Source organism: Aeromonas sp. JL9 (genome assembly GCF_024436075.1).
Taxonomy (GTDB): domain Bacteria; phylum Pseudomonadota; class Gammaproteobacteria; order Enterobacterales; family Aeromonadaceae; genus Aeromonas; species Aeromonas veronii.
Window position 1 is genome coordinate 39,835 of record NZ_JANFNV010000020.1, and the last position, 24,255, is coordinate 64,089.

22 protein-coding genes are annotated in these 24,255 nt (G+C 47.7%); 3 read left to right on the top strand and 19 right to left on the bottom strand.

Annotated features, from left to right (window positions below; genetic code table 11):
* Positions 1–47 precede the first annotated feature (47 nt).
* On the top strand, positions 48–1,913 hold the full coding sequence (gene asnB / locus NOM06_RS14515; RefSeq protein WP_255912068.1) for an asparagine synthase (glutamine-hydrolyzing): 1,866 nt from the start codon (positions 48–50) through the stop codon (positions 1,911–1,913).
* Positions 1,914–2,016: 103 nt separating this feature from the next.
* On the opposite strand, the gene wecC is transcribed toward asnB, so the two are convergent.
* The 19 genes from wecC to NOM06_RS14610 form a co-directional block, all read right to left on the bottom strand.
* Positions 2,017–3,261 (bottom strand): UDP-N-acetyl-D-mannosamine dehydrogenase, encoded by a 1,245-nt coding sequence (gene wecC / locus NOM06_RS14520; protein WP_255912069.1) that lies wholly within the window; start codon positions 3,259–3,261, stop codon positions 2,017–2,019.
* Between the two features lie 85 nt (positions 3,262–3,346).
* Complete coding sequence (gene wecB, locus NOM06_RS14525; protein ID WP_255912070.1) at positions 3,347–4,477, bottom strand: non-hydrolyzing UDP-N-acetylglucosamine 2-epimerase; 1,131 nt, start codon at positions 4,475–4,477, stop codon at positions 3,347–3,349.
* Positions 4,478–4,634: 157 nt separating this feature from the next.
* Positions 4,635–5,768: a dTDP-4-amino-4,6-dideoxygalactose transaminase gene (rffA, locus tag NOM06_RS14530; protein WP_255912071.1), complete on the bottom strand. Its 1,134-nt coding sequence runs from the start codon at positions 5,766–5,768 to the stop codon at positions 4,635–4,637.
* Positions 5,769–5,770: 2 nt separating this feature from the next.
* The gene (locus tag NOM06_RS14535) at positions 5,771–6,652 is read right to left on the bottom strand and encodes a methionyl-tRNA formyltransferase (RefSeq protein WP_255912073.1); all 882 of its coding nucleotides are present in this window, start codon (positions 6,650–6,652) and stop codon (positions 5,771–5,773) included.
* 193 nt (positions 6,653–6,845) lie between these two features.
* Complete coding sequence (locus NOM06_RS14540) at positions 6,846–7,823, bottom strand: TDP-N-acetylfucosamine:lipid II N-acetylfucosaminyltransferase (protein WP_255912075.1); 978 nt, start codon at positions 7,821–7,823, stop codon at positions 6,846–6,848.
* 41 nt (positions 7,824–7,864) lie between these two features.
* Positions 7,865–8,473 (bottom strand): class I SAM-dependent methyltransferase, encoded by a 609-nt coding sequence (locus NOM06_RS14545; protein WP_255912077.1) that lies wholly within the window; start codon positions 8,471–8,473, stop codon positions 7,865–7,867.
* Between the two features lie 24 nt (positions 8,474–8,497).
* On the bottom strand, positions 8,498–8,695 hold the full coding sequence (locus NOM06_RS14550; protein WP_255912078.1) for a hypothetical protein: 198 nt from the start codon (positions 8,693–8,695) through the stop codon (positions 8,498–8,500).
* 13 nt (positions 8,696–8,708) lie between these two features.
* A complete protein-coding gene (locus NOM06_RS14555) occupies positions 8,709–10,403 on the bottom strand; it encodes an asparagine synthase-related protein (protein ID WP_255912079.1) in 1,695 nt (564 codons plus the stop codon).
* A gap of 248 nt (positions 10,404–10,651) precedes the next feature.
* Positions 10,652–11,773 carry a glycosyltransferase gene (locus tag NOM06_RS14560; protein ID WP_255912080.1) on the bottom strand — a complete coding sequence of 374 codons (1,122 nt, stop codon included), beginning with the start codon at positions 11,771–11,773 and terminating at the stop codon, positions 10,652–10,654.
* A 426-nt stretch (positions 11,774–12,199) separates the two neighbouring features.
* A complete protein-coding gene (locus NOM06_RS14565) occupies positions 12,200–13,639 on the bottom strand; it encodes a glycosyltransferase (protein ID WP_255912081.1) in 1,440 nt (479 codons plus the stop codon).
* A gap of 78 nt (positions 13,640–13,717) precedes the next feature.
* The gene (locus NOM06_RS14570; protein ID WP_255912082.1) at positions 13,718–14,782 is read right to left on the bottom strand and encodes a stealth family protein; all 1,065 of its coding nucleotides are present in this window, start codon (positions 14,780–14,782) and stop codon (positions 13,718–13,720) included.
* On the bottom strand, positions 14,757–15,932 hold the full coding sequence (gene glf / locus NOM06_RS14575; RefSeq protein ID WP_255912083.1) for a UDP-galactopyranose mutase: 1,176 nt from the start codon (positions 15,930–15,932) through the stop codon (positions 14,757–14,759). Before glf ends, NOM06_RS14570 begins: the two co-directional genes overlap by 26 nt.
* Complete coding sequence (locus tag NOM06_RS14580; protein WP_255912084.1) at positions 15,929–16,882, bottom strand: glycosyltransferase; 954 nt, start codon at positions 16,880–16,882, stop codon at positions 15,929–15,931. Before NOM06_RS14580 ends, glf begins: the two co-directional genes overlap by 4 nt.
* Positions 16,883–17,050: 168 nt before the next feature.
* Positions 17,051–18,256 carry an acyl-CoA reductase gene (locus NOM06_RS14585; protein ID WP_255912085.1) on the bottom strand — a complete coding sequence of 402 codons (1,206 nt, stop codon included), beginning with the start codon at positions 18,254–18,256 and terminating at the stop codon, positions 17,051–17,053.
* On the bottom strand, positions 18,235–19,290 hold the full coding sequence (locus NOM06_RS14590) for an acyl-protein synthetase (protein ID WP_255912086.1): 1,056 nt from the start codon (positions 19,288–19,290) through the stop codon (positions 18,235–18,237). Before NOM06_RS14590 ends, NOM06_RS14585 begins: the two co-directional genes overlap by 22 nt.
* The gene (locus NOM06_RS14595) at positions 19,287–20,645 is read right to left on the bottom strand and encodes an AMP-binding protein (RefSeq protein ID WP_255912088.1); all 1,359 of its coding nucleotides are present in this window, start codon (positions 20,643–20,645) and stop codon (positions 19,287–19,289) included. The genes NOM06_RS14590 and NOM06_RS14595 overlap by 4 nt, the downstream gene beginning before the upstream one ends.
* Positions 20,642–21,391, bottom strand: coding sequence for an SDR family NAD(P)-dependent oxidoreductase (locus NOM06_RS14600; protein ID WP_255912090.1), 750 nt, complete (start codon positions 21,389–21,391; stop codon positions 20,642–20,644). The genes NOM06_RS14595 and NOM06_RS14600 overlap by 4 nt, the downstream gene beginning before the upstream one ends.
* Positions 21,391–21,624: an acyl carrier protein gene (locus tag NOM06_RS14605; protein WP_164537960.1), complete on the bottom strand. Its 234-nt coding sequence runs from the start codon at positions 21,622–21,624 to the stop codon at positions 21,391–21,393. The genes NOM06_RS14600 and NOM06_RS14605 overlap by 1 nt, the downstream gene beginning before the upstream one ends.
* Positions 21,621–22,205 (bottom strand): GNAT family N-acetyltransferase, encoded by a 585-nt coding sequence (locus NOM06_RS14610; RefSeq protein ID WP_164537106.1) that lies wholly within the window; start codon positions 22,203–22,205, stop codon positions 21,621–21,623. Before NOM06_RS14610 ends, NOM06_RS14605 begins: the two co-directional genes overlap by 4 nt.
* A gap of 106 nt (positions 22,206–22,311) precedes the next feature.
* On the opposite strand from NOM06_RS14610, the gene pseF reads away from it, so the two are divergent.
* Together pseF and pseG are read left to right on the top strand one after the other, a co-directional pair.
* Positions 22,312–23,007, top strand: coding sequence for a pseudaminic acid cytidylyltransferase (gene pseF, locus NOM06_RS14615; protein WP_139411371.1), 696 nt, complete (start codon positions 22,312–22,314; stop codon positions 23,005–23,007).
* Positions 22,997–24,253, top strand: coding sequence for a UDP-2,4-diacetamido-2,4,6-trideoxy-beta-L-altropyranose hydrolase (pseG, locus tag NOM06_RS14620; protein ID WP_255912092.1), 1,257 nt, complete (start codon positions 22,997–22,999; stop codon positions 24,251–24,253). The genes pseF and pseG overlap by 11 nt, the downstream gene beginning before the upstream one ends.
* Positions 24,254–24,255: the final 2 nt, after the last annotated feature.

Below are 24,255 nucleotides of genomic sequence, written 5' to 3' on the forward strand. Positions count from 1 at the left end.
ACCAGATATTTATATAAGCTGATATAACCAATACAGGCAACAATAGAATGTGTGGAATCTACTGCAAACTCTATAAATCACAACAGATACAAAACGATGTCCGCTACGAAAAAAAAACAGCCTTATTAAGTCATCGCGGCCCAGATTGCCAACAAGTTGTTTACCTAAACAATGTTGTTATGGGACACACCCGTCTAGCAATCCTTGATACCCGAACCTTTGCGGATCAACCATATAAAAACCAAAAGGCCATGCTGGTTTTCAATGGTGAAATTTATAATTATCGAGCTCTAGCTAACAAATACCTTTCGGATATCGAACTCAAGACAACCTCTGACACAGAGGTATTATTTGAACTACTAAACCGGATTGGTAGTCAGGCAATTTCCAAACTGGATGGTATGTTTGCTTTCGCCTACATGAATTTTGAAACAGAGGAGCTTATCGTTGCTCGTGATATTAGCGGAATAAAGCCTATCTATTATATAGAAACCGATGAGTCCATCGAAATCGCATCAGAAATTAAAAGTCTTGATGCTGTAATATCTCGAGAAAAATTAAGAGACCAAATTCGAATTGGAGCATTTCAGGATACAAATCTTCCCTATCAAAATGTCACTACTCTCGAAGGTGGGACTCTACTGACCTATTCCCCCCGGCAGGGAAAAATACAATTAAAATGCTTTGGCAATCCTTTATTTTTTATCGATAACAATGTATTTCAACATCGCAAAAAACAACCTCTTTCTAGCTTGGTAGATGAACTGGAAACACTCGTAATCAATAACGTGAAATCACATCTGGTCAGTGACGCTCCACTGGCAACACTCTGTAGTGGCGGAGTGGATTCAAGTCTAATATCCGCCATTGCTGCTCAACATACCCAGCTCGATCTGTATCATGCTGGAGTAGAAGGCGGTGGAGGAGAAGAAGAGTATGCGGAGATTGTATCCGCACATCTGGGTAAGAATATTATTTACGAAAAGATGACGGCCGAGAAATATTGGTCAGCATTTCCTTATCTGACTTATATCTCAGATTTGCCTATATATCATCCAAATGATATTAGCCTGCATTGCATTGCCAGCAAAGCGCATGCTGATGGAATCAAGGTCATGTTATCTGGTGAAGGTGCCGATGAGTTGTTTGGTGGCTATTCTTGGCACCAACGGCAGATGAAACAATATCGCTTGGCCAGAATATTTGCCAGCAAGAAGTCACTATTGACTCGTCTCTCTGGCGATTACGCCAGAACAATGCGTGATGGTTTTGAACAATTCACTTTGAAAGACATCACGGATTACATGCCACTGGGTCTGGGCTATTTTGATATGTCTAATGACCTGATAATGCGATCTTTCCTGTTCGAGAGCCAAAATTTCTCCAATTGGAAGCGCCTAGCGATTATTCATGAAAAATATAATGCTCTGATAACCTCTGAGTTCGAAAAACATATGCTGAGCGCGATCCATTTTAACTATTATGGTCATCTAGGTAACATATTACATAGAACTGATAGAATATTGATGGCCAACTCAATTGAAGGCAGGGTACCATTTCTAACCAAAGACATCATTGACTTTTCGATGAATATACCTCTCAATCTAAAAATTCATCGACGCTTCCGAAAAGACGGAAAATATTTGTTAAAAAAACTGGCTGAACGTTATCTACCACAGAGCGTCATTTACCGCCCCAAAGCAGGTTTCCCGGTCCCTATGCATGAATATATTCAGCCAATTGAACGAATATTTGAGAATGGTTATGCTATGGAATTTACCGGGATGTCTCTTCGGATGCTAAAAGACTTTTATGAGGCCAATCCATTATTGAAATTCCGCTTATTGGCACTAGAAGTATATGGTCGGATTTTTGTCCGGCATGAAGATTATCGACATATTCATATTGAATAAATAAAAAGGCCTTGATAGGTCAACAAACTATCATGGCCTTCTAATCACAGAGAGTAAGAAATTAAAATAACAAAGGTGCTCATTCTTTATCGTCCCCCCTCCCTCAACAAAACTTCATATACCTGACCTGCTTTACACACGTAGTAGCCACATCGGAGAATTGGTTATGTTTCACCAACTGCACGACCACATCGGCCTGGTCGAGCGCCTGCTCCAACGTCACCAACTGGACATTCTTCAGGCCAGATAACTCGAGCGGCAATGCGGAAATATGCGGTTCAACCACCAGAATTTCATTCTGGGTACAACGAGCCAGAATACGCGTGATGTTCAAGGCCGGACTTTCACGCAAATCATCGATGTTCGGCTTGAAGGACAAGCCCAGACAGGCAATCCGGCGGCTGGACTGTTCAGGTAACGCCTTCTCGATTTGCTCAACAACATAGAGAGGTTTGTAATCATTCACCAGTCTGGCCTGCTGGATCAGTTTCGCCAGATCCGGATTCTGATTGACGAGAAACCAAGGATCTACCGCGATACAATGGCCGCCAACACCGCAGCCGGGTTGCAAAATATTCACCCGCGGATGGCGATTTGCCAAAGAGATCAACTCCCACACATCGATCCCCTGCCGGTCGCAAATCAGCGATAGTTCATTGGCAAAGGCAATATTGACATCACGAAAGGAGTTTTCCGCCAGCTTGCTCATCTCAGCAGTGCGCGCTGATGTGGCGATGCACTCTCCATTTTTCACAAAAAGACGATAAAACGCCATGGCTGCTTCAGTACTGGCGGCATCCAAGCCACCGATGATTCGATCATTATCAACCAATTCACGAACCACATGACCAGGCAAAACCCTCTCAGGACAATAAGCCACCAACACATCAGGGCATGTTCCCGGCTTGACCGTGTGCGGAAACGTCAAGTCGGGACGCGACTCAGCCAACCAGGAGGCTATCAGCTCGGTCGTTCCAACCGGTGAGGTGGACTCCAGGATCACCAGATTGCCCGGTTCAAGACAGGGCGCCAGACTCTGCGCCGCCTCCCGAATAAAGCGCAGATCCGGCTCGCGATTCTTACCTTTAAACGGCGTCGGTACCGCCACCAGAAAGACATCGGCAGGCTGCGGGGTGGAGTGAGCACTCAAGTAGCCAGCTTCCACCGCAGTGCGTACCAGATCCTCGAGCCCGGGTTCAATAATATGAATTTTGCCATGGTTGATCGTATCCACCGCATGGGCATTCACATCGAAACCGAGTACCCGAATTCCGTTGCTGGCAATGATCGCCGCCGTGGGCAGGCCGATATAGCCCAGTCCGATGATGGATACGCTGTTAAATTTCATACTGCTACGGCTCCAGATACTTCGGTGCGGCCATGACCGCTGTGTTGTTTTAAGAGAGTGAAAACACCTAGCGAATCTCATGCCATCAAGCGCAACCCAGTACGGCCGCGACAATCCGCTCGCTGGTTTTGCCATCGCCATAGGGATTCATGGCCAGACTCATGGCCTGATAGGCAGGTTCGTTATCCAGCAGCAGGCAGGTTTTGGCCACAATTGCGTGCTCGTCAGTGCCCACCAGATAGACGGTTCCGGCCGAGACCGCTGTTGGCCGCTCGGTGGTATCGCGCATGCACAGGACCGGCTTTCCTAAGGTAGGAGCCTCCTCCTGAATACCACCCGAGTCGGTCAAAATCAGATAGCTGCGCTTCATCAGATAGACAAAGGCAAGATAATCCTGCGGTTCAATCAGGAAGATATTGGCCACCCCCCCCAGATTGCGCTGTACCACATCCAGCACATTTGGATTGAGATGGACCGGATACACAATCTGCACATCATCTCTGGTTGCCAGCTGCCGCAAGGCGCGACAAATCCGCTCGAAACCTTCCCCGTGATTTTCCCGACGGTGGCCTGTCACCAGCAACATCCGCTTGCGGCCATCGAGGAACGCAAACCGCTGACTCAGGCTAAGCTGCAATGCCGTGTCCTTTTCTATCTTATCGGAGATCTCCAGCAGGGCATCGATTACGGAATTACCGGTGACGAAGATGTTTTGTGCTGGAATATTCTCACGCAGCAGATTCTGACGGCTGCTCTCGATGGGCGTGTAGTGCTGGTCCGCAATGCCGCCAGTCAAGCGGCGCATCCCCTCTTCCGGCCAGGGAGAATAGAGATTGCCAGTCCGCAACCCAGCTTCGACATGCCCGACCGGGATACGATGATAATAAGCGCACAGAGTGGTAGCAAAGGACGTCACCGTATCCCCGTGAACCAACACTCGAGTGGGTTGAAAAGCGGCAAAAACCGGCTTGAGGCCAACGAGAATGGCCGCAGTAACATCATTGAGATCCTGACCCGGGGTCATGATATCCAGATCGAATTCGGGTCGAATATCAAACAGGGCGAGCACCTGATCCAGCATCTGGCGATGCTGCCCGGTAACACAGACGGCAACCTCAACACCGGAATGACTGCGGAACGCCTTGATAACAGGAGCCATCTTGATGGCCTCCGGGCGAGTTCCGAACACGATCAGCACGCGCTGAGTTGAAGACATCGTTTTACTCCAAACAAGCTGCCAAAAGCCGCTAGCGTATAAGAACCAGCAAATGAATGGCGCGATTAGGCTCCGCTTTTAATGCCATGAGAACAAATTAATCGCCGCCAACAGCCGACATGGACCGAAAATGATTTCGGTGCCGCGAAACCGGCCACTAGCCGGCTTGATTGAGACAGCTGATAATTTGCGCACAGACAAAATCGACTTCATCATTCGACAAATCGAAATACATCGGCAAACGGACGATCGAATCGGTGAAATGATCCGCATTGGGCAGTGAACGACCATCATGCAGTCCCTGAAAATAGGGGCTGCGATGCAAAGATTGGTAATGAAAAACGGCTTTAATCCCGGCTAATTCCAGATATTGAATTAACTGACTACGCTGTTGAAGGCTGGCACAGTCCAGGTAAAACATGTGCGCATTGTTGGTGGCATAGTCAGGGATTGATGGCAATTTAATCCCATAAACGCCGACCACGGGTGTCAATGCCTGTAGATAGCGATGCCATATTTCAAGCCGACGTCTTTGGATTGCGTCCAACTGCTCCAACTGCGCATACAGATAGGCGGCAATGATATCGGAGGGTAAAAAAGAGGAGCCAATATCGACCCAACCGTATTTATCAACCTCGCCACGGAAGAACGAGCTACGGTTAGTTCCCTTCTCGCGAATTATCTCAGCACGCTGTATATACTGCTTATCATTGATAACCAGTAGACCACCTTCACCGGAAATAATGTTTTTGGTCTCGTGGAATGAAAATGTAGATAGACAACCGATGCTGCCCAATGGGTGTGATTTATAAAACGAGTCGATCGCTTGGGCTGCATCCTCAACGACTGGGATCTTATATCGCTCAGCCAGTGACATGATCGCATCCATATCACAGGCCACACCGGCATAGTGAACAACCACGATCGCGCGTGTTCTGGGAGTAATCAGCGCTTCAATTTGCTTCGGGTCAATGTTCGGATGTTCGGGATAAGAATCCGCAAAGACAATTTTGGCTCCACGCAGGACAAACGCATTGACCGTGGAAACAAATGTATAACTTGGTGCAATCACCTCATCACCAGGTTGAATATTGAGCAAAATCGCCGCCATTTCCAAAGCATCGGTACAGGAAGTGGTCAGCAGTACTTTGCCAAAGTTATAACGCGACTCCAAATAATTGTGACATTTACGAGTGAACACACCATCACCCGATATCTTTCCGCTGGCAACTGATTCAGCAATATAGACCAACTCACGGCCATGCAAATAGGGTTTGTTAAATGGCGTCATATTCATTTGAATCTTGTTCTGAGTTTTGTAATCACCATTAAATCACCATCATTTGTCTCTAAACAATCTAATCGCAGAAGGCCTTTACCACAAACAACAACTGGCATATTACCATCAAAATAAATTATCTTCCCAGGTGTTCGGTTTTCAATGATGAGATCTTTAACTAAAGTAGCACTTTTCACTCTAATTAACTCACCATTAACACTTGTAGATGCACCAAGATAGGGATATCCAACGCTGTTTACTAGCAACTGTATTTGTTCAGCATCCATACTCCAATTAATGGCGTAATCATCACTGTCTCTCCATAAACTATACGTAGCCAACGCTTCGTCCTGAGATGTACCTTTTAATTCATTCCTAATGAACAAGTCGTATATTGTTTTTGCGACAACATAATAAGAGTCACCAACTTTACGAATGGCATCTTCAATTAAAATCGGATACTCGACAGGTATTTTTAATTGATAAATTATATCACCGCAATCATATTTATCAGCCGCACTTAATGCTGTCACCCCTATAAAACGATCTTTATTCAATAAAGCCGTAACCAAAGGGTTAAATCCTCTATATCTAGGCAACAATGAGTCATGAAACACTATTAGCGCTGATGATGGCATATCATAAATCATCCGTTGCCATCCTGCAGCTATAGCAAGCCCAAAATCATTATCACCATCAGACATATCATACGAATATTGAATTTCTTCCTTTTTACAAAATAATTCAATCTCTCCAGAAAAATCATTTTTAACATGAACATCTTTGCCTATAACAACAAAAACATCATCAGTTTTTTCCTTTACTCCTTGTATTGCCCTCAATCCTTTTAACCCTGCAGCCAGAATTTTCACTTTATTTGATGAGGCTAAATACATATGAAAAAACCTTTTATAAAATCCAGTTCATCAGACTAAAAACGACTTTCACAGACACAGAAAGCACATGGCCAATAACATAACGTTTAATTATCTCAAGCGCGCCATCCAATTAATCATCATCGATTGCTCCCTCTAAATAAAGCTTCATATCATAATTCACCCCAATCGACTATAGATGACACTTGGCAAGCTAGCCATTAAAAATCGCACGCCAATCATTAACCAACTGATTAACAGTAAAATAATCATGTATGATTTTAGCATTCTGTGATTGATAGCCAATGCTTAGTAAAGCCGCATTAATCTGCTCAACTGAAAAAACATCAACCCCCATACTAAGAAAAAACTGTCTTGATGTAGTCTCTGCATGCATAGCTACCGGGATACCTCGTCCAAGTAGAGAAATAATATTTCCCATACCATGCTGACGCCAAGAAGGCATAATCGCAAAATCAATTCCATTCAAAAAATGTTCATACTTTTCTCTTGAGAAGAAATCCAGCATTGGATTAAACCGTTCCCCGAGGATCGCATCACCAATAGCGATCACCTCTGTCACATAGTCAGAATTTTTAGGGTAAGCCAAAGGAGAAAAAACAGTCACATTTTTAATATCTGCAAAGTATTTAATCCAGTACGCATGATTATTTTCTACAACGCCGGAGTGCCCAAGCATGACATTCAGTGACTGAGCGTCGCCGTCACAATCGCTATGAGGGTCATACCTCGGCCCGCAATAAACATTACTTGGGTAAAAGAAACAAGAATAAGTATTGCCACGAGCCATATATCTCTTCCTGACAATTTCAATATCTCCAGGAACATATGATATTAACCCAGATACATTATTTATTACTTTCCTATGGTTAAGTGAATATTGGTCATAATAATAAAAGTCCCCCCCCCACATTACCCAGAAAGACTTGTCAAGCCAGCTTTTACTTTGCACGAGAAGATCATTCACCTTTTGCCGCCATAGACCGTGCAGTATTATTTTTTCCGCCGCATCAAAATAGGAGGCAAGCGTTACAAAATCTTCATCACGATACAAAAACTCGACTGGGTGATGAGGTTGCAAACCATATTGATACTTAGGACTGGTGATAAAAACAAACCGATGCTGTCTGATATCAAAATGCTCAATCATGAAATCAATGAATGGTGGCATAAACTTTTCCATTATCATGACGTGCAAAATCATAACTTACCTCACAACATTTTGATGACCAGATACATGTCTTCGCACCGACGGAATGATTTTAACCATTTACAAAACCTAAAGCAGTTCCTCACGAAGAACTCGGGCAAATGATATTTATCCACAACTAACTTCACATTTTTATTATGATGACATCTTCTGACATCGATCACTTCCAACCCTGGATATTTCTCACTAATATAGGATGTGATTTTTTTACTTGTTATCCAATTAAGTGTCTTTAATCCTGTTGTTGGCCTATTGATAACCTTCAGAAAGAATTTTGCCATCAGCTGGTTCAACCTTGGCAAAAGCGGTAACAAATAATGAGGTTCAAAAAGGCCACAATAGTCGGGTGCTTGAATTATAACTTTCCCACCGGGCTTGGCCACCCGTATCAATTCATCAATACAAGCGGCAACATCCTGAACATGCTCAAGTGTCTGATATGTAGTCACTAAATAGAACGTATTGTCCTCGAAGTCCAGTTTTTCACCAAGACCATATTTAATTCTATCGTTAAACTCAGAATAATTTGGTTCTTCTTCAATTCGCATCTTGATATATTCAAGTTTCCAGCTTTCTGGTTCAACACCGCAAACATTATACCCCCGATTCAAACCACGAAAGACAAATGAACCGACTCAGGCGGCCATGTCAAGAATACAACCATGAACATCCCCAAAATGTTCTAGTTCACGCCAACGTCCATTGAGATCATTTTCAAAATCAGACCAGGAATCAATGACATCATCCAAGTATTTTTCGTTCCTAAGGCCAAAATTGATTAACGACTCTTCGTAAACATGCTCTCTGAGGAATTGCTTGCTCTTACTTGACATGATTTAGTAGCTCTTATGGAAACTGGAAGAAGTTTTGCAAGAATAATTCAATTGTTACGGCTCGAAGTATTTTATTGCTTCGATTCAGATTTTTCTTCAAATGTGGCACAAGATACATCTCATGCCAATCTTCATCAATGAAATTCCGATATAAAGCAGTTGGTGAATTTAGTATCCTATCGATCTTGACAGCGATATCAGGCTCTCTTATCCAGCTAATATAATCGGTATAGTTCTCGGTGGCAGACAAAGGCATGGCAACCTCTGGATTATTATCTATTGTTCTACCTGTTTTTTGCCACGGAATAGTCTTATAAAACTCAGGAAATTGATTAAGCAACATCGTTGAATATAGTTTATTTTCAAGTCGATACTCGTCATTAATGCTGAATACAAACTCGATCAGCTCATTATCTAAAAATGGCTTTTTATGTTCCAGCCAGGGCGATGAAGCCAAAGTTCCCATATTGGTAAACCTTCTGACCCGATTCATCAAGAGATTTGGCTCAACATGCGGAATATCATAGAACGATGATTCAATATCGGCTAAATGAACATATTGTCCATAATATTTTTCCGCAATACCTTTATTGATTCGTTTATTAGTGGTGTCAGCACGCAAAAAACTTGGACCCAAAATGGCATCACCAGAATAACCATTTATAACAAAACGCCCCTGCTTGGTAATATCATCAACAAATTCACAGCCATGCATATGTTGCATATCCAGCAGTCCATCGGTTACCCAGATGGTAGGTATCCGTCTTTCAAACCAATTGTCTGGTGTCAATTCATGAATTTCATGGGGCCAACCAACCAGATCGGTCACTTTCTGCGCCAAAACGATATCGGCACAATCATGAGTTCCAAAAGTAAAGCAAGGCCCCTTATATCCCGGATACAGGCGATGCGTCGCCGCCAGCAAAATTCTTGAATCCAACCCACCACTGATGGGGAATACTAACGACTCTGCCATATCAATTCGACGATGAACGGCACGCATCACGATTTCACCCAATGCATCGGTCGCATCTCTGAATGACAAATTACATTGCTTAATATCTGCCCACGACCAATAACGCTGACTGTGCAATCGATCGGTATCGATATCATAGGTTAGCAGCGTTGCGGGTGGTAACAGGCTCACACCAGTAAAATAGGTAATATCGCCGACCAGATAGCCCAGATCCATAAAACAAGAGAGAGCCTGTTTATCCAGTTGCCTATCGAAGAACTCCAGCGGCATAAACCCCTTGATCTCACTTGCCCAAGCAAAATGGCTATTCTTGTGATAGTAAAAAAGCCCACGCATACCATATCGGTCAGTCAACAAGGTGACTTTTTTTTGCTGCCGATCATATATTACCACGCAGAATATTCCATCCAGCGCCGCCAGCATCTCTGCCAGCAGTTTTTGCTGATAACCCCATAGCAGAGCCTGATTCAGATCCTGGAAAACACGTCGATATCGATGAGCCACCTCCGCCAGATTATAAACACACCCTTCGACCCAAATATGAATAGTGCCCGTCGCATCTTGATGCGTCATTTTTTCATAGAAGGAATAGCATCGAACCCCAGCTAAGTTTTCATCTTGATGTTCATGTTCAATAGCAACTGGATAAAGATCCTCTTGCATACGAATGATCTGACTTATCGCATCCGAATGTGCGGGGTATTTTTTTATATAACCGAACAGTCCTGGCATAAGCGGCTCATTTTAATAATTGGTGTCGAGAGGAGTTTACACTCTTCATTTCGTACTTAACTATGATAGTTTTCTGATCTTGACGGCGATTGACTATGACTATTTTTAATTATTGACTATGACCATTTTTAATTAATGCCACTTCTACTGGGTTTTTATCATCGGTTAGTCACATTGCTTTACCAAGCTCATAGAGTCGCTTTTCTGAATAACGTAGGGCGCAGAGAAATTCCTTTCAACGCTGCAGATTAAACTGATTTAACAATATAACCCACCTGTTTTTTCATTATTTCTTCCCAGCCAAAATTTCTCCTTGCAAAGTCAATTAAAACACCAGCCGATTTATCTAAATAAAAAATCTTGCATTTATTGAAAATATCAACCAGATCAATAGGAAGATCATCATTACTCACCCGATACACCCCTGGCAACGAATAAAAATCCACACTATCTTGATAACTCAGAATAAATGGAAGCCCCATCGCCATAAACTCTCTTACTTTTAGCGTCTCTATTTTAACATTTTCAGCGTGATGTCTATGCAAGCCTAAAGATGCGACGCCACAATGAGCCATCTGATACATTTTAAGTAGATCATCTCCATCCAGAGAACCACAGAAATGAACCATATCCTCAACAGATAATTCTTTTGCTAACTTGGCCAGTTTATCTTTTTCTGGCCCCTCACCGATAATATAATAATTACATCGTATATTTGGCAATTTACGCTTAAAATCATCAAGTGATTTTATGATTCTGTCATAACCATGCCAAAAGGTTAAGGATGCAACACCAACAATTTTAAAATCTTCAATAATATTTTTATGATTTAATTCTGAGTCAGTATCGAACAGCTGCACACCATTCCCTGTTTTAATTATTTTTTTCCCAAGAAAAACATCACCATCCACACAGGCAGGACAGAAAACACCAGCAACATAAGGTGATATCAACTTTTGATTATGCGTATCGATTTTTATCCTTTCTTCCGTCAGTTCGCCATCGTACGGGAATGTTGGTATTTCAAAATACACGGCAAATTTCTCTGCTGCGACTTTTACAAGTTGCGCCAATGAATCATCAGCAAGAACATGGTACCTTATGCACATATAATTTGTTTTAATCGTGTTTTGTTGTATGAGATAAGCCACCTTACTAAAAAACGATTCACCACCTACTGGAGTATTGGATGATAATATTTCTTGCGACACTTCTTGCCCATTAAAAAATTCTAGCAAAATGATGTTTGCCCCATCAAGACACACGAGAGAGGTCGTCACATTATTATTTGACATGTGAACGCATTGGGCATACACCTTTTTCCTTACACCTATTAAGCTTTTTGTCTTCAAATTGATGTAGGCAACCATACATATGTTCAACATTTATAACACCTTGGTCTTTTATATTAAGCTACGTGTATATTCGATATTCAGTACCAGCTCTAGATTTTATTCCAGCAATGGTATCTAATATATTCGCAAAAATTACACTTCGATGTGGTTTTGTGAAAGTGTGGGAAGGACTCAATAAATGCAGACAACGTACCATCACCATCATTACTGTTGTGAGTAATCATCTAACTGATTAACAATGCTCAGCACGTGCTACCGATGTCATTCACAATTTTCAAACTTCTCATCTTTTATATACAGAATACATTGAAATTGAAAACCCCAGGTACAGCATGGTGATGCTATCTTTGTAATTCAAGGAAATCCGGCCATATCAAACACATCCATCACTGGCAACCCTGGATTTAATAGCAGCGGCTTTATTTAATTAATTCCAAGGTTCTAATCAATAACTGCCAGAAAAGAATCGATGATTTTTTCGCTATCAAACTGTGCACTGCCTTGTATCGATCTGGCTGTATACTCAGGCAAAAATGTCGAATCATTTACCGCCCGTAACATACCGGATAACAAACCATTGATAGAATTATCTACCAGTAATCCGTAATCTCCATGCTGAAGAATATCATTTGCCCCCTGGTTGTCCGTCGCGACGACGGGCAAGCCAAGTATTAATGCCTCGCCGATGGAAAGCGGATGTCCCTCGGTATATGACGAAGAGATATAAACATCTGCGGCAGACATATACTGGTAAGGATTCTCCGAATATCCCAACAAAATCACGCGATCAGTCAAATCAAGGGAAGAAACCAGCGTACTCAACCGCTCATACTCTTCTCCGATACCAATGATCATCAGATTCACTTCTTTTGTTACGCGCAGGCACACATCAGCAAAAGCCTCAATCAGCCGATCAAATCCTTTGACCGCAGTCAATCGCCCCACTGTTATAAATGTAAACCCAGAGAAATTTACATTGCCATGAGAAAGTTTAATAATTTGTGATGAATTAAATACATTAGGAATAACAGACTTGTGGCTGTTTATGCCAGGATATAGCTCACAAAAACCAGCCAAGCCAGATTGGGATACAAATACAATTTCGTCAAATTTATTGTAGCAAGCCTGCTCAGCAACATCACTGACGAAAAAATGACTAGTCCAATGATAAGTTTTTAGATTTGTATGACACCATGCTATTTTTTTTCTGGCGGGAATAGATGAGCAAAATAACGTGGCATGTCCCTCGAGAAATGAGATAACAACATCGAATTTTTTATCTATAACCATTTCTTGAAAATTGGGCGTCGTATTTATTATCAATTTACCAACAATATCATCTTCAGGGGGAAATAATTCAACATGGACATGTGGATGATTAATCTGAGAACTATATACTCCACCACCATAAAGAGAAATCACGTTGACTGAAACACCACGCACAGCCAGCAAACTGAGTAGATTTATTAGAGCCCTTTCCGCTCCACCTGCGCGTAGCGTGTTGATAACAAACAGCAAGGAACCATTAATTTTTTCTATAATCTCTTTCTTTTTTTGATTAATGGTTGTTTTTTTTGATGCTAGCAAATCACGGCCAATCAATTTATCAAAATTAATATTTTTTATCTTGGCATCACAAATTCCAGCAGCAAGAAGCTGGGCTCGAATATCAGCAAAATACATGCTAGCAACCAGAATAAATTGAAAGTCATATGGAAAACCATCATCGACATGCCGGATCAATCGGCCATCCAAATATTGGCCACATTTTCTGGCGTCATTATCGTAAAAAGCCACAACTTCATAATGAGAAAGAATAATGTCTTTCAGTTTCAGATATAATCCACCGATACCAAAAATGAGGATCCTGTTTTTGCTCATAATACGTCCTGATGATTTCCGAGAGGCCAATAGATATTCGTAACGGGAGCCATGTCAACGGATAAAAGAACATACTCCTCACAGTTCATATGAAGAGCGAGCAGGGAAAACCGTCTCGAATGCAGCATTAATTTCTTTTTTTGAAAAAATGAAATCTTCGGCGCTCATATCTTCTTTGGTATATCGACCTTTATATATAGCATCATTGATGCAATAAATAGAAAATTGGCCACTCTGAATATCACGAGCAACACGCTTGGCATCCTGAAGTGTTCTTACCTCGACATGCATGCGCTCTTTTTTCCACTTTCTATATTCTGCTGGATAGAACTGCCCCGTTACCAACTGCCAATACCGAAAAAGATATTGATTTACGTCCTCATTACTTCTGAATTTTGAGGCTGTTGTTTTTTCCATGATTATGGGTTCTTTTTCCCACACATTAAAATATGTCGTTTTAAGATAAGGAGATGGATAGTGGTTCATGACAAAACCTGTATGGCCTTTCCATTTCAGAAAGACTAAGTTATTTATAACATCAAGACCATATCTTGGATTGAACCATTTTTTAAAATTATTTATGACGATTTTCTTTTTTTCATACGCTGGCTTCACATGTCTATTGAAGTTTTTGTTTATCAAATCGATATCATTAAGGACTATGTGAGAGATAAGACCGTCATGTGTTGCATCCATGATGGCGAAATCAACTGGTAGGCCGTTCTGGAAAAACTCTTCTTGCTGTAAAGGTCGCAGAATAAATAGATCATCATTGAAAAATACGAAATGTTCGCTCAATCCTTTGATGCGATGAAGATTAATCTCCAGGGGGTTGACGTTGAATACCGGCAGATTTTTCTGCTGGATATAATCTTTGTGATTAACAATAACTAGTTTGGGGTGATTTATGTTCAACCAAGCAGGCAAGTGCCCCCAAGTGATCAAAAAAATCTTATTGACCCATGGTGTAAATTTTTCGAACGCTCTAAAAATATACTGCAGATTCTCCCAGTCTTGAAACCGCGACCCAGTATTCAATAAGGGATTAGCAGGCTTATATTTAGCAAATTCGGCTTGCCACTCAGGATCGCTGCCATCAACCCACGGTAGGACAAAATCAATTTTGATATCTTGAGTATTCATGTTTCAGGTCTCGAAATTTGACAAGCGCATTGTCCACAGCGTCGTCCATGTCGAAATAACGGTATTCGGCAAGTCGGCCCAACGCTGTTAGCCGCGGAAACTTGGTTAATTCATCACAGCAAGCCTGATACTGCTGTTTAGCTGAATCGGTAAACAGCGGGTAGTAAGGCTCCAACTCCTGCTCTGGCTGATAGTCACAGGGATATTCGTACACGATACTGGTGCCGGGATGCACCTGCCCGCTGAAATGCTTGAATTCGGTTATCCGAGTGAAGGTTTCTTCATTCGGATAATTGACGGTGGTGACAGGTTGAAATTGCTCTTGCGCCAGATGGCGATGTTCAAAACGCAGCGAGCGGTATGGCAGGCAATTTCCTTCTGCCGGCATCAACTGATCCAGCATACCGGTATATATCAGTGGGCCATCGAAAGGAAGACCATCCAGCAGCACCCTCTTCTGCAGCCAGTCCAACCTGACATACTGTTCCATAGGGGTCGACAACCTTACGTCAATCAAGGGGTGCGCAAGTATGCGCTCAAACATGGCGGTATAGCCTTCCGCCGGCACCGCCTGCCAGGGATCGGTGAAGTAGCGCTCATCCCGACTCACCACCACGGGCACTCGTGCCGTCACCTGGGGGGAGATCTGCTCGGGCGGTACCCCCCACTGTTTGCTGGTGTAGTTGACGAAGGCTTTCTGATAGATGAAATCTGCCAATTCACCCAGCAGGGGATGCGCCTCTTTGCGCAGTTCCAGAATAGGCACTCTGGCACCATCACCAAACCGGGTGCGCAGGGCCTCAATCATGGCGGCTGCCTTGTCGGCGGGGAAACAGCACTCGATGCTGGTCAGGTTGAACGGGATAGGCACCAACTGCCCGTCGATGCGTGACAACACACGATGCTCATAAGGCAGCCACTCGGTAAACTGCGACAAGTAATCCCAGACTTCCTTGTTATCGGTATGGAAGAGGTGCGGTCCATAGCGATGGATCAACACCCCATGCTCATCATACTCGTCAAAGCAGTTGCCACCGATATGATCGCGCTGCTCCAGCACAAGTACCTTCCAACCGAGCTGGCTGGCCATTCGTTCAGCCATGACGGCACCGGACAGCCCGGCGCCGATGACGATCGCCTGATAGCTCATTGAGAAACCCCGAAAAGCAGTTGAGCCACAATGTTGGGTCGAGCACGATTCTCCCAGGCCAATTGATGCCGCTCATCGAAGAACCAGCCATCCACCACGGATTCATTGATGAAGCACTCGAAACGCACTACATCACCCTGTTTGAGAAAATAGAGTGCCGTCGCGAAACGGTAGTGCGCCTTGCCTGCCGCGATAACCGATTCGGATATCCCAAATGGACGCGCGTTGTCACAGGCTCTGAGTTGATCAGCCAGCACCTGGTCACGCCGTTCTGACGAACGCTTGGTTTGTCCCCCAAAGCTGTGAGAGTGGATCCGGTAACGGCCATATACCACTGGAATAAAATCGACACTGCCCTTGCCATAAAGAGCATTGAGAATATGCCAGGGGTGATCGAGGATAATTCGACACCCTTCGTCGACCGCCTCCTGTAAATGACCATGACGGCGGAATACAATCGAGCTGGCATTCGGGAAACAACCATAGCGGATCAAATGCTCGGCTTGTGCTTGCTGCGGGATATAACGAGCGTTGTAGTAATCGCGCGAATAGTGAGAAGTCACTTCGTTACTATCAGAATCAAACACCTCAGCTTCGTGGTAGCAAAGCGTGCAGCTAGTGTGCGAATCAAGATAATCGGCCTGGCTCTGCAGCTTGCCCGGCAGAGCCAGATCATCCCCGTCGACATAGGCGATGTATTCACCGGTAGCCTCTCTCAGCAAGCGTTTCTGGGTCTTGGCCAACCCCATATTCTGCGAGTTCTGTAGTACCTTGAGTTGCGGCCACTGCCGTGCCAGCCGCTGCATGATGGACCAGGAGTCATCGCTCGAGCCGTCATCAATGGCAATGACCTCAAAATCGAAATTGGTTTGCTGTTCCAGCAAACTAAGCAGACAGGGCTCGATAAAGCGCCCGAGGTTATACACCGGCACCAGTACGCTGACTTTCATAGAGAATCCAGAAGTAGAGTAAAAAAGAAGCGAATTGGAGAAAATGGACAAGGCTACCGCACGGTCTCTGTCAACCCTTCCTGCCCTTCATGGCAATTTTTACTGCAAGAGCCGTGCCTGACCAAGCTAATTCATTGATATGACTTGATTTATGTGACCTGGCATCCACTATTCAATACGGTCAAGCTGACGGCTGCAGGCCACCAGCATGTCGATGCCGTCCCAGAGCCATTCGAATGCCAGCGCCTGTCCCGGACTTGCCACCCTATCGATACGACAGCGAGGCGACAGCTGTAGCGCACACTCAAGCCGCATTTTATCTGGCCCAACCCAGACACAGGTCTGCATATCCCACGGTTGTAACAGAAACTCATCAAGGGTATCGGCAACAAATTCGGCAACTGTACCTCCTCCGATGTGTGCAAGTCGCAAATTGAGTGCCGGAGTCAATAAGGTGACGCCAGCAAAGGTCTCCAGCTGCATCTGACCATCGAGAGCGGCATTTTGTTGACAATTGATGAGGCGTTCCATCATCAGGGCAGGGCTGTCTGCAAAAGGGGCAAAGACTGCTTCGAGCCAACGACGGCGCAACACACTATCGGGAGAGCCCAACCAGCAAATCGTGGTGGGCGAGGCGCAGGCTTGCTGATTGAAGCGAGTAAAGTCTTGTTGCAAAGCCGCAACCACTTGCCGCCACGCAGCAGCATCCAGGTTGGCGAGCCATTGGCTATCCAACACCGCCATGGAGCGGCGATCCGGAAACACGATTTCCTGAGCGCGGGGTGAGAGCGGAATAGCCCGTACCCGGCTGATGGTTTCATCACCTCCCCAGATAATGCGAAGGCGACACCGGGCCGACAGCCAGGCGGTGATGCCCTCGTCGTGGTCATAGCGGATAAAACGGGTACGGGAGGCAATCTCTTGCCACTCGGGCAGAGAGAAGAGCTCGTTCAGGATGGCCAGTATGGCCTCTTGCACCGGGTCGATGCGCGATGAGAGACGTACCACGGACCCATTGCCCATCAGCAGCGCCATGATCCAGGAGTAGAACGCGACGGTCGGCACGTTGGAGGGGACCAGATGAAAAACCATCCCCAAGGGTGCGCGCCCTGCCATGCGTTTGCGCTGTACCTCAATCTGGCGTGGCCGCAACCAAAAACCAAAGGCGGCCAGATCCGGGTTCTCTCGCCCCTTCTGCTGCAGACGTGCAGAGAGCGCAGCCACAAAGTCACCTATGACGGGCGCAAAGCTTGGCAGCGGGCGAGTAACAAAACCTTGCCAGCCGCTGACGGGAGCCACGAAAGCGACCTCTGGCCCCGCTTGCCACATGACATCTTCTACATCTGATCGGCTCACTGGAAAGTGTCGCTGCATCCCCTCACCTCGGCGCCTTGCTGACGTCCTGATACATGGAAATAACGGCCACGACGGCCGCAGGGGCAATCATCCTCCCCCAGCAGCACGCCGAGATCCTCGGTCAGCAGGCTGTGGCCTGGATAACTTTGGGGAATGGCAGAGATCACCTGCAACAAACCGGGTTGGCCGATCCCGAGCGGTCGATGGGTCAGCGGATCCCGCACCAGCAGATCAGCAAAAAGCGGGGCGTGCAGATGGCCCTGCTCGCACTCGACAAACACCGACCCCACCTGCTCCACCATGCCATAGAAGTTGTGCACCCGGCTCAGCCCCAACTGTTTATGGCAGCGCAGCTTGAAGGCAGGATTATCTACCGCGAGGTGTTGCAGCTTCTTCCAGCCACCGCTGTGAAAAAGCGTGCCCTGCGTCAGCGGCAGTTCTAGACCGCGCTCACGCAACGGCTCCAGCAAACATTGCCAGACCATGAAGGTGAAGCCGAACAACAGAACCGGCTGGCCCGCATATTTGTCACAAAAGGCCTCGATGACAGGCCAGTTGGGCCGCATCTGCTCATCGAGGGCATAAGTATGGTCACGGCCAAGGAAGGAGAGCCCCAGCGCACCGGCGCCGCGGGCTGAAAAACCGCTGCGGTTTTGAATCAGGGCGGGTTGCTCCACCAGCAGCATGGGAGGCCGTTGCTTGCCGACGAACTCTTGCAAGATTTTCACCAGCACCTTGCTCTGCAACGCGGCGGTCTCCCTGTCAAGCACAATTCGTGACGGCGTTCCGGTAGTGCCAGAGGAGGTGAGCACCTTGAATACCTCTTCTTGCGGCACACTCTGCCATTGGGCCAATTTGAACAGGCGGGCGGCCAGATAGGGAAGCTCTTGGTACGTCGAAGCCTGACCCCAGCCAAACGCCGACAGAATATTGGCAAAAGCTGGGCAACCCTGTCCATGGCGCTGCGTCAATTCATTCAGGCGAGCAAGGAGCAGCCCACTTTTTTCATGTTGGGGCAGCCCGAAAACCGGTGCATCAAACAGCTTGTTCATAGTTGCTCCAGCTCTCTCAATAGGGCCGGATAATCAATCTTCATATTGCTGCGTCGTGGCAAATGATGTCGGTAGATACGCACGCTTGATGGCGGCACCATCAGCCAGCGGGCCAGCTCAAGCTGTAGTGCGTCACTGGGACACGCATCTGCCTCGATGGCTACCAACAGGCGATCATCGCGGCCGGTCGCGGCGCAGGAATAGCCCCTCCCCTGCAACCAGGTTTCCACTTCAGCCAAGCTCACCCGTTTGCCAAACAGCTTCAGGAAACGGTTGAGTCGCCCAGTCAGATAGAAGCGGCCCGCCTCATCACAACGAGCCAGATCGCCGGTAAAGAGCGCATCGATATCACGCCCACGCGCCAGATCTTCAGGGCGCTCCGCATAGCCCAACATCACGTTTGGCCCTTGGTAAACCAACTCCCCCTCCTCGTCGGGAAATCCGGGCTCATGACGCAGAGAGAGGCATCCGCCCGGTACGGCACGGCCGATAGCATCCGGGGCAATCATCACTTCATTGTGCGCCAACCAGGCGATGCGCGGCGCCGCTTCGGTCTGACCATACATCACGAAAAAACGGCGTCCCAGCGCAGTTGCCTGCTCGGCAAATTGCTTTGCCAGTGCCGGCTCAAGCCGCCCTCCGGCCTGGGTCAGAGTCATCAGGCTTGGATAACGCGCCCAGTCAAAACGCAAGCGGTTTAGCATCTGAAAGGTAAACGGCACCCCCGCCACGCTGGTGACCTGATGGCGATTGACCTCATCCCAGAATTGGCGCTCAAGGGGACTGGCAGTGCATGACACCAGAGAGGCGCCAGCCAAAAGATGGCTGTTAAGCACCGACATACCGAAGGAGTAAAACAGTGGCAACGAGGTTATGGCTCGTTCCCCCCCGTTCAGCGCCAGATATTCGGCGATGGCCGCGGCATTGGCATCCAGATTGGCGCGCGACAATCGCACCCATTTGCAGGAGCCGGTGCTGCCAGATGTCGGCAGCAGCATGGCCAGCTCAGGATGAAGGGAAGGCGCATCGCCAAGATGCGCAACGGCCCCATCCTCCAATACCTGCAGGCTGACACCAAAGCGCTGGCACTGTTCACGGTGCAACCGGGCATCCTGAGCAGGATCGGCCAACATGATGGCGTGGCCATCACGCAGGGCCAGCAAGTAGTGCAGCAGATGCCGGGTTGACGTCACAAATGGCAGGTAGACCAAATGACGACCGACAGGATAGGTGGTGGCCAACTGCGCCACACGCCGGGCCAGTTCACCATAACTGAGCCACCCCTCTTGCGGGTCTCGCCAAGCGGGCTCATCATTGTCATCAACCAGATGAGTCAACAAATCAGGCTGGCTCAAATCACCATCCCCCCATCGACCCCAATTACCTGCCCGGTCACATAACTCGACAAGTCGGACGCGAGAAACAGGGCCACTTTGGCCACTTCATCTGGCGTGCCAATCCGTCCCATGGCGATGCTTGCCACTCGCTCGGCAAACTTCTCTTCTGGGATGGAATGCGCCATATCGGTATCAATAAAACCCGGGGCAATGGCATTGACCCGGATCTGGCTGGCAGCCAGCTCCTTGGCCAGTGACTGGGTAATACCGATCACTGCCGCCTTGCTGCCGGCATAGACAGCTTGGCCCGAATTCCCCACCCGACCAATAATCGATGTCATGTTGATGACACTGCCCCCCCCCGCGCGTTGCATCAGGCGAGCCGCATACTGGCTGCAATAAAGTGTGCTATAACTGTTGGTCGAAAATGTGCGTTCAATCTGCTGTTGCTGGACCATGCCGATCAATGCGTCATCCAGAATCCCGGCGTTATTGACCAGCACATCCAGCTGACGGGTCTCGGTAAACAGTCGCTGGAAAGCCTGTTTGACCGCCTTCGGCTCAGCCACATCGAAGCAAAGTGGCAAACAGGACACTCCAAAGTCGGCATGCAAAGCCTCTGCTACCCTAGCAATCTCGACATCATCACGGCCATTTAGCCATAGAACCGCCCCTTGTGCGGCAAACTGCCGGGCGATAGCCAAACCAATGCCGCGACCGGCTCCAGTGACAAGTACTTTTTTGCCTTGCAGCAACCCGCTCATCAGAGTTCAACACCATATTTTTTCAGGATCTCGCGAACCTTGGCGACTGAACTCATGTCAATGATGTCATCGGTATCTAGCAAGATGCCGTAATGATCTTCCAGTTGAGCAATTAGACCCATATGGGCAACCGAATCCCACTGAGGGATCCCTTGATAACTCAGTACATCGGAAACCTGCTCAACAGGAATACCCAAGGCATCGGAAAATAACTGTTCAAGTTGCATTATCAGTACCTTATAAAACGAGCGATGTGAGCCCGAGCAGCCAGATAGGGTTCTGGTTCGAGCATATACAAACCGAGACCATCTTCTTGCGTTTCATAGTGACGGTAGCCACACGCCTCATGAAAACGGACGGATGGCTGATTGTTGGCAAAAATCTTGCCAAACAGCTGCGACACCCCCAGTTCTTCAAAAGCCAAGTCATTAAGTGCGAACGCAACACAGAAGGGCACTATGTTATTTCGATACTCATCGACATAGATATACATGCCTGGTTCGCAACATCCTGCGTCACGATTGACCTTGATAAGAGAGGCGACCCCAATGGGTTGGTTTTTAAACCACACCAGGTAGTAAAATTGATCGGTGGCGTGCTGCAGTCGGTCAAACCAGCACTGCTGCATCTCGCTCGTGATATAGGTCTTGTCGAGCATCAGGTTGGCAATCTTGGGATCATTACGCCACTGACGCACCATTTCAATATCATCTTGGGCCAGAGCCACCAACTTGACACCATAGCGAGCAAACTCTTTCAAACTCGTCATATTACCGTCCACCTCACTGAGGTTCTTGATTATCTCTTTTGCCATCAATGAGTTCAATCGAATATCAGCCTCTAGGTGACTGTCAAAGCGCGAGTTGAAAGGGCTACAATGCAGCCATTAATATCTTATCGGCTTTTGATGGAGAAACCGCATGGCCATCGCCATTATCCCGGCCCGGGGTGGCAGCAAACGCATTCCACGCAAGAATATCCGCCCCTTCTGCGGCCAGCCCATGCTCGCCTATGCCATCCAGGCGGCGCAGAAATCTGGCTGTTTCAGCAAGGTGGTGGTCTCCACCGATGATGAGGAGATTGCCAAGGTCGCTCGTCAACTGGGCGCGGAAGTGCCATTTCTGCGACCAGCCAACCTCGCCGATGATCACACAGGTACCACCCCTGTGGTCATCGACACCATTCAGCGGCTCGACCAGCTCGGCATCCAGGCAGAGCACTACTGCTGCATCTATGCCACGGTGCCGCTTATCCAGGCCAATGACCTGAAGGCCGCCTATCAGCGGCTGACCGCAAGCAAGGCACCATTTGTCTATACCGTGGCCGAATTCGGCTTCCCTATCCAGCGCGCCGTGCGCATGGATGAGCAGGGCCGGGTCACCCCCTTCTGGCCGGAGCAGATGGCGAAACGCTCTCAGGATCTGGAGCCCACCTATCAGGATGCCGGCCAGTTCTACTGGGGCAGCCGTGCGGCCTGGCTGGGAGGGATCAGCCCCGTGGGGGGAAAAGGGATTGGCCACATACTGCCGCGGCACAGGGTGGTCGACATCGACACGCCGGAAGATTGGCATCTGGCCGAACTGCTCTATCAAGTGCTGGCCCAAGATGGCGTTTAAGGTTGCCTTCCGGCTCGATGCCGGGGCCAAGATCGGGTTGGGCCATCTGATGCGCTGTCTGGCCATTGCCGATCGGCTGAAAACGGCTGGCGCCGAGTGCCACTTTCTCTGCCATCAGCTACCGATGCACCTATTACCACTGCTGCACTCCCACCAGCATCACCCCCTTTGTGGTCTGGACGATGCAGGCCCCTTGCCCAACTTGCGCCCGGAGTGGCTGGTGTGTGATCACTACCAGATTGATCGGCAGATCGAGCAGACACTGGCAATCCACTGTGGTCAGTTGCTGGTGATCGACGATCTGGCCGATCGCCCTCATCATGGCCAGCTGCTGCTGGATCAGGGGCCACTGCGCAGCGCCGCCGATTACCAGTCACTCGCTCCTGCCGACTGTCAGCTGCTGCTGGGCACCGACTATGCCCTGCTGCGCCCCGCCTATCGCCAGCTTGCACGCCAAAAGGTCAGCCAGTGGCAACGTGGCCTCATCTGCTTTGGTGGTGCCGATCCGGCCGGAGCCTGTCTCATCACCCTCAACACGCTGGCTCGACTGCCTTGGGCCCTCACCATCCGGTGGACCCTGGTGGCGGGCGGCGCCAATCCCTTCTGGCCCGAGCTGGAACAAAGGGTTGCCGAACTGCCCGATCTGCCGCTCACACTGCTGCGCCAGAGCGACCAGATGGCTCAACTGATGCAACAGCACGACTTCACTATCGGCGCTGCGGGGGGCATGACCTGGGAGCGAGCCTGTCTCGGCCTGCCGACCCTGGCGGTGCCCATAGTCGACAATCAGCAGTTCAACGACGATGTGATCGCCCGCTTCCAGCTGGCTGAGCGGCTGACCCTGAGCGAGCTGGCCGAGCCTGAGCGACTGCTGCAAGCCCTGCACCGGCTTGAGCAACAGTCAGACGACTACCGCCGCCGCGGCCAACAACAGGTTGACGGGCTGGGGCTGGATCGGCTCACCGCCCGGTTGCTGCAACAATCGGACTATCAGCTGTTACCAGATGGCCAACTGTGGCAACTACGCCATGATGGCAAACTGCTGCTCACCCTGACGCTGAACGGCCAGCGGCTGACATGGCAGGCCACCCGGTCACTTCAGCCCACGGAGTGGCAAGAGCTGGCACATCGCTTGCAGACAATTTTCTCCCAATTTCCCCTCTATCTTGCCGAGTCACCGCAGATAGCGCCCCCTGCCCCTTGGCAACCGGCGCCGCAAGGCTGGCAACTTGGCACAGGAATCTGAAC

Bases quoted from the DNA above. Each gene is read 5' to 3' on its own strand.
- asnB (WP_255912068.1), top strand. From the start codon at position 48: ATGTGTGGAATCTACTGCAAACTCTATAAATCACAACAGATACAAAAC.
- wecC (WP_255912069.1), bottom strand. From the start codon at position 3,261: ATGAAATTTAACAGCGTATCCATCATCGGACTGGGCTATATCGGCCTG.
- wecB (WP_255912070.1), bottom strand. From the start codon at position 4,477: ATGTCTTCAACTCAGCGCGTGCTGATCGTGTTCGGAACTCGCCCGGAG.
- rffA (WP_255912071.1), bottom strand. From the start codon at position 5,768: ATGACGCCATTTAACAAACCCTATTTGCATGGCCGTGAGTTGGTCTAT.
- NOM06_RS14535 (WP_255912073.1), bottom strand. From the start codon at position 6,652: ATGTATTTAGCCTCATCAAATAAAGTGAAAATTCTGGCTGCAGGGTTA.
- NOM06_RS14540 (WP_255912075.1), bottom strand. From the start codon at position 7,823: ATGCCACCATTCATTGATTTCATGATTGAGCATTTTGATATCAGACAG.
- NOM06_RS14550 (WP_255912078.1), bottom strand. From the start codon at position 8,695: ATGTCAAGTAAGAGCAAGCAATTCCTCAGAGAGCATGTTTACGAAGAG.
- NOM06_RS14555 (WP_255912079.1), bottom strand. From the start codon at position 10,403: ATGCCAGGACTGTTCGGTTATATAAAAAAATACCCCGCACATTCGGAT.
- NOM06_RS14560 (WP_255912080.1), bottom strand. From the start codon at position 11,773: ATGGTTGCCTACATCAATTTGAAGACAAAAAGCTTAATAGGTGTAAGG.
- NOM06_RS14565 (WP_255912081.1), bottom strand. From the start codon at position 13,639: ATGAGCAAAAACAGGATCCTCATTTTTGGTATCGGTGGATTATATCTG.
- NOM06_RS14570 (WP_255912082.1), bottom strand. From the start codon at position 14,782: ATGAATACTCAAGATATCAAAATTGATTTTGTCCTACCGTGGGTTGAT.
- glf (WP_255912083.1), bottom strand. From the start codon at position 15,932: ATGAGCTATCAGGCGATCGTCATCGGCGCCGGGCTGTCCGGTGCCGTC.
- NOM06_RS14580 (WP_255912084.1), bottom strand. From the start codon at position 16,882: ATGAAAGTCAGCGTACTGGTGCCGGTGTATAACCTCGGGCGCTTTATC.
- NOM06_RS14585 (WP_255912085.1), bottom strand. From the start codon at position 18,256: ATGCAGCGACACTTTCCAGTGAGCCGATCAGATGTAGAAGATGTCATG.
- NOM06_RS14590 (WP_255912086.1), bottom strand. From the start codon at position 19,290: ATGAACAAGCTGTTTGATGCACCGGTTTTCGGGCTGCCCCAACATGAA.
- NOM06_RS14600 (WP_255912090.1), bottom strand. From the start codon at position 21,391: ATGAGCGGGTTGCTGCAAGGCAAAAAAGTACTTGTCACTGGAGCCGGT.
- NOM06_RS14610 (WP_164537106.1), bottom strand. From the start codon at position 22,205: ATGGCAAAAGAGATAATCAAGAACCTCAGTGAGGTGGACGGTAATATG.
- pseF (WP_139411371.1), top strand. From the start codon at position 22,312: ATGGCCATCGCCATTATCCCGGCCCGGGGTGGCAGCAAACGCATTCCA.
- pseG (WP_255912092.1), top strand. From the start codon at position 22,997: ATGGCGTTTAAGGTTGCCTTCCGGCTCGATGCCGGGGCCAAGATCGGG.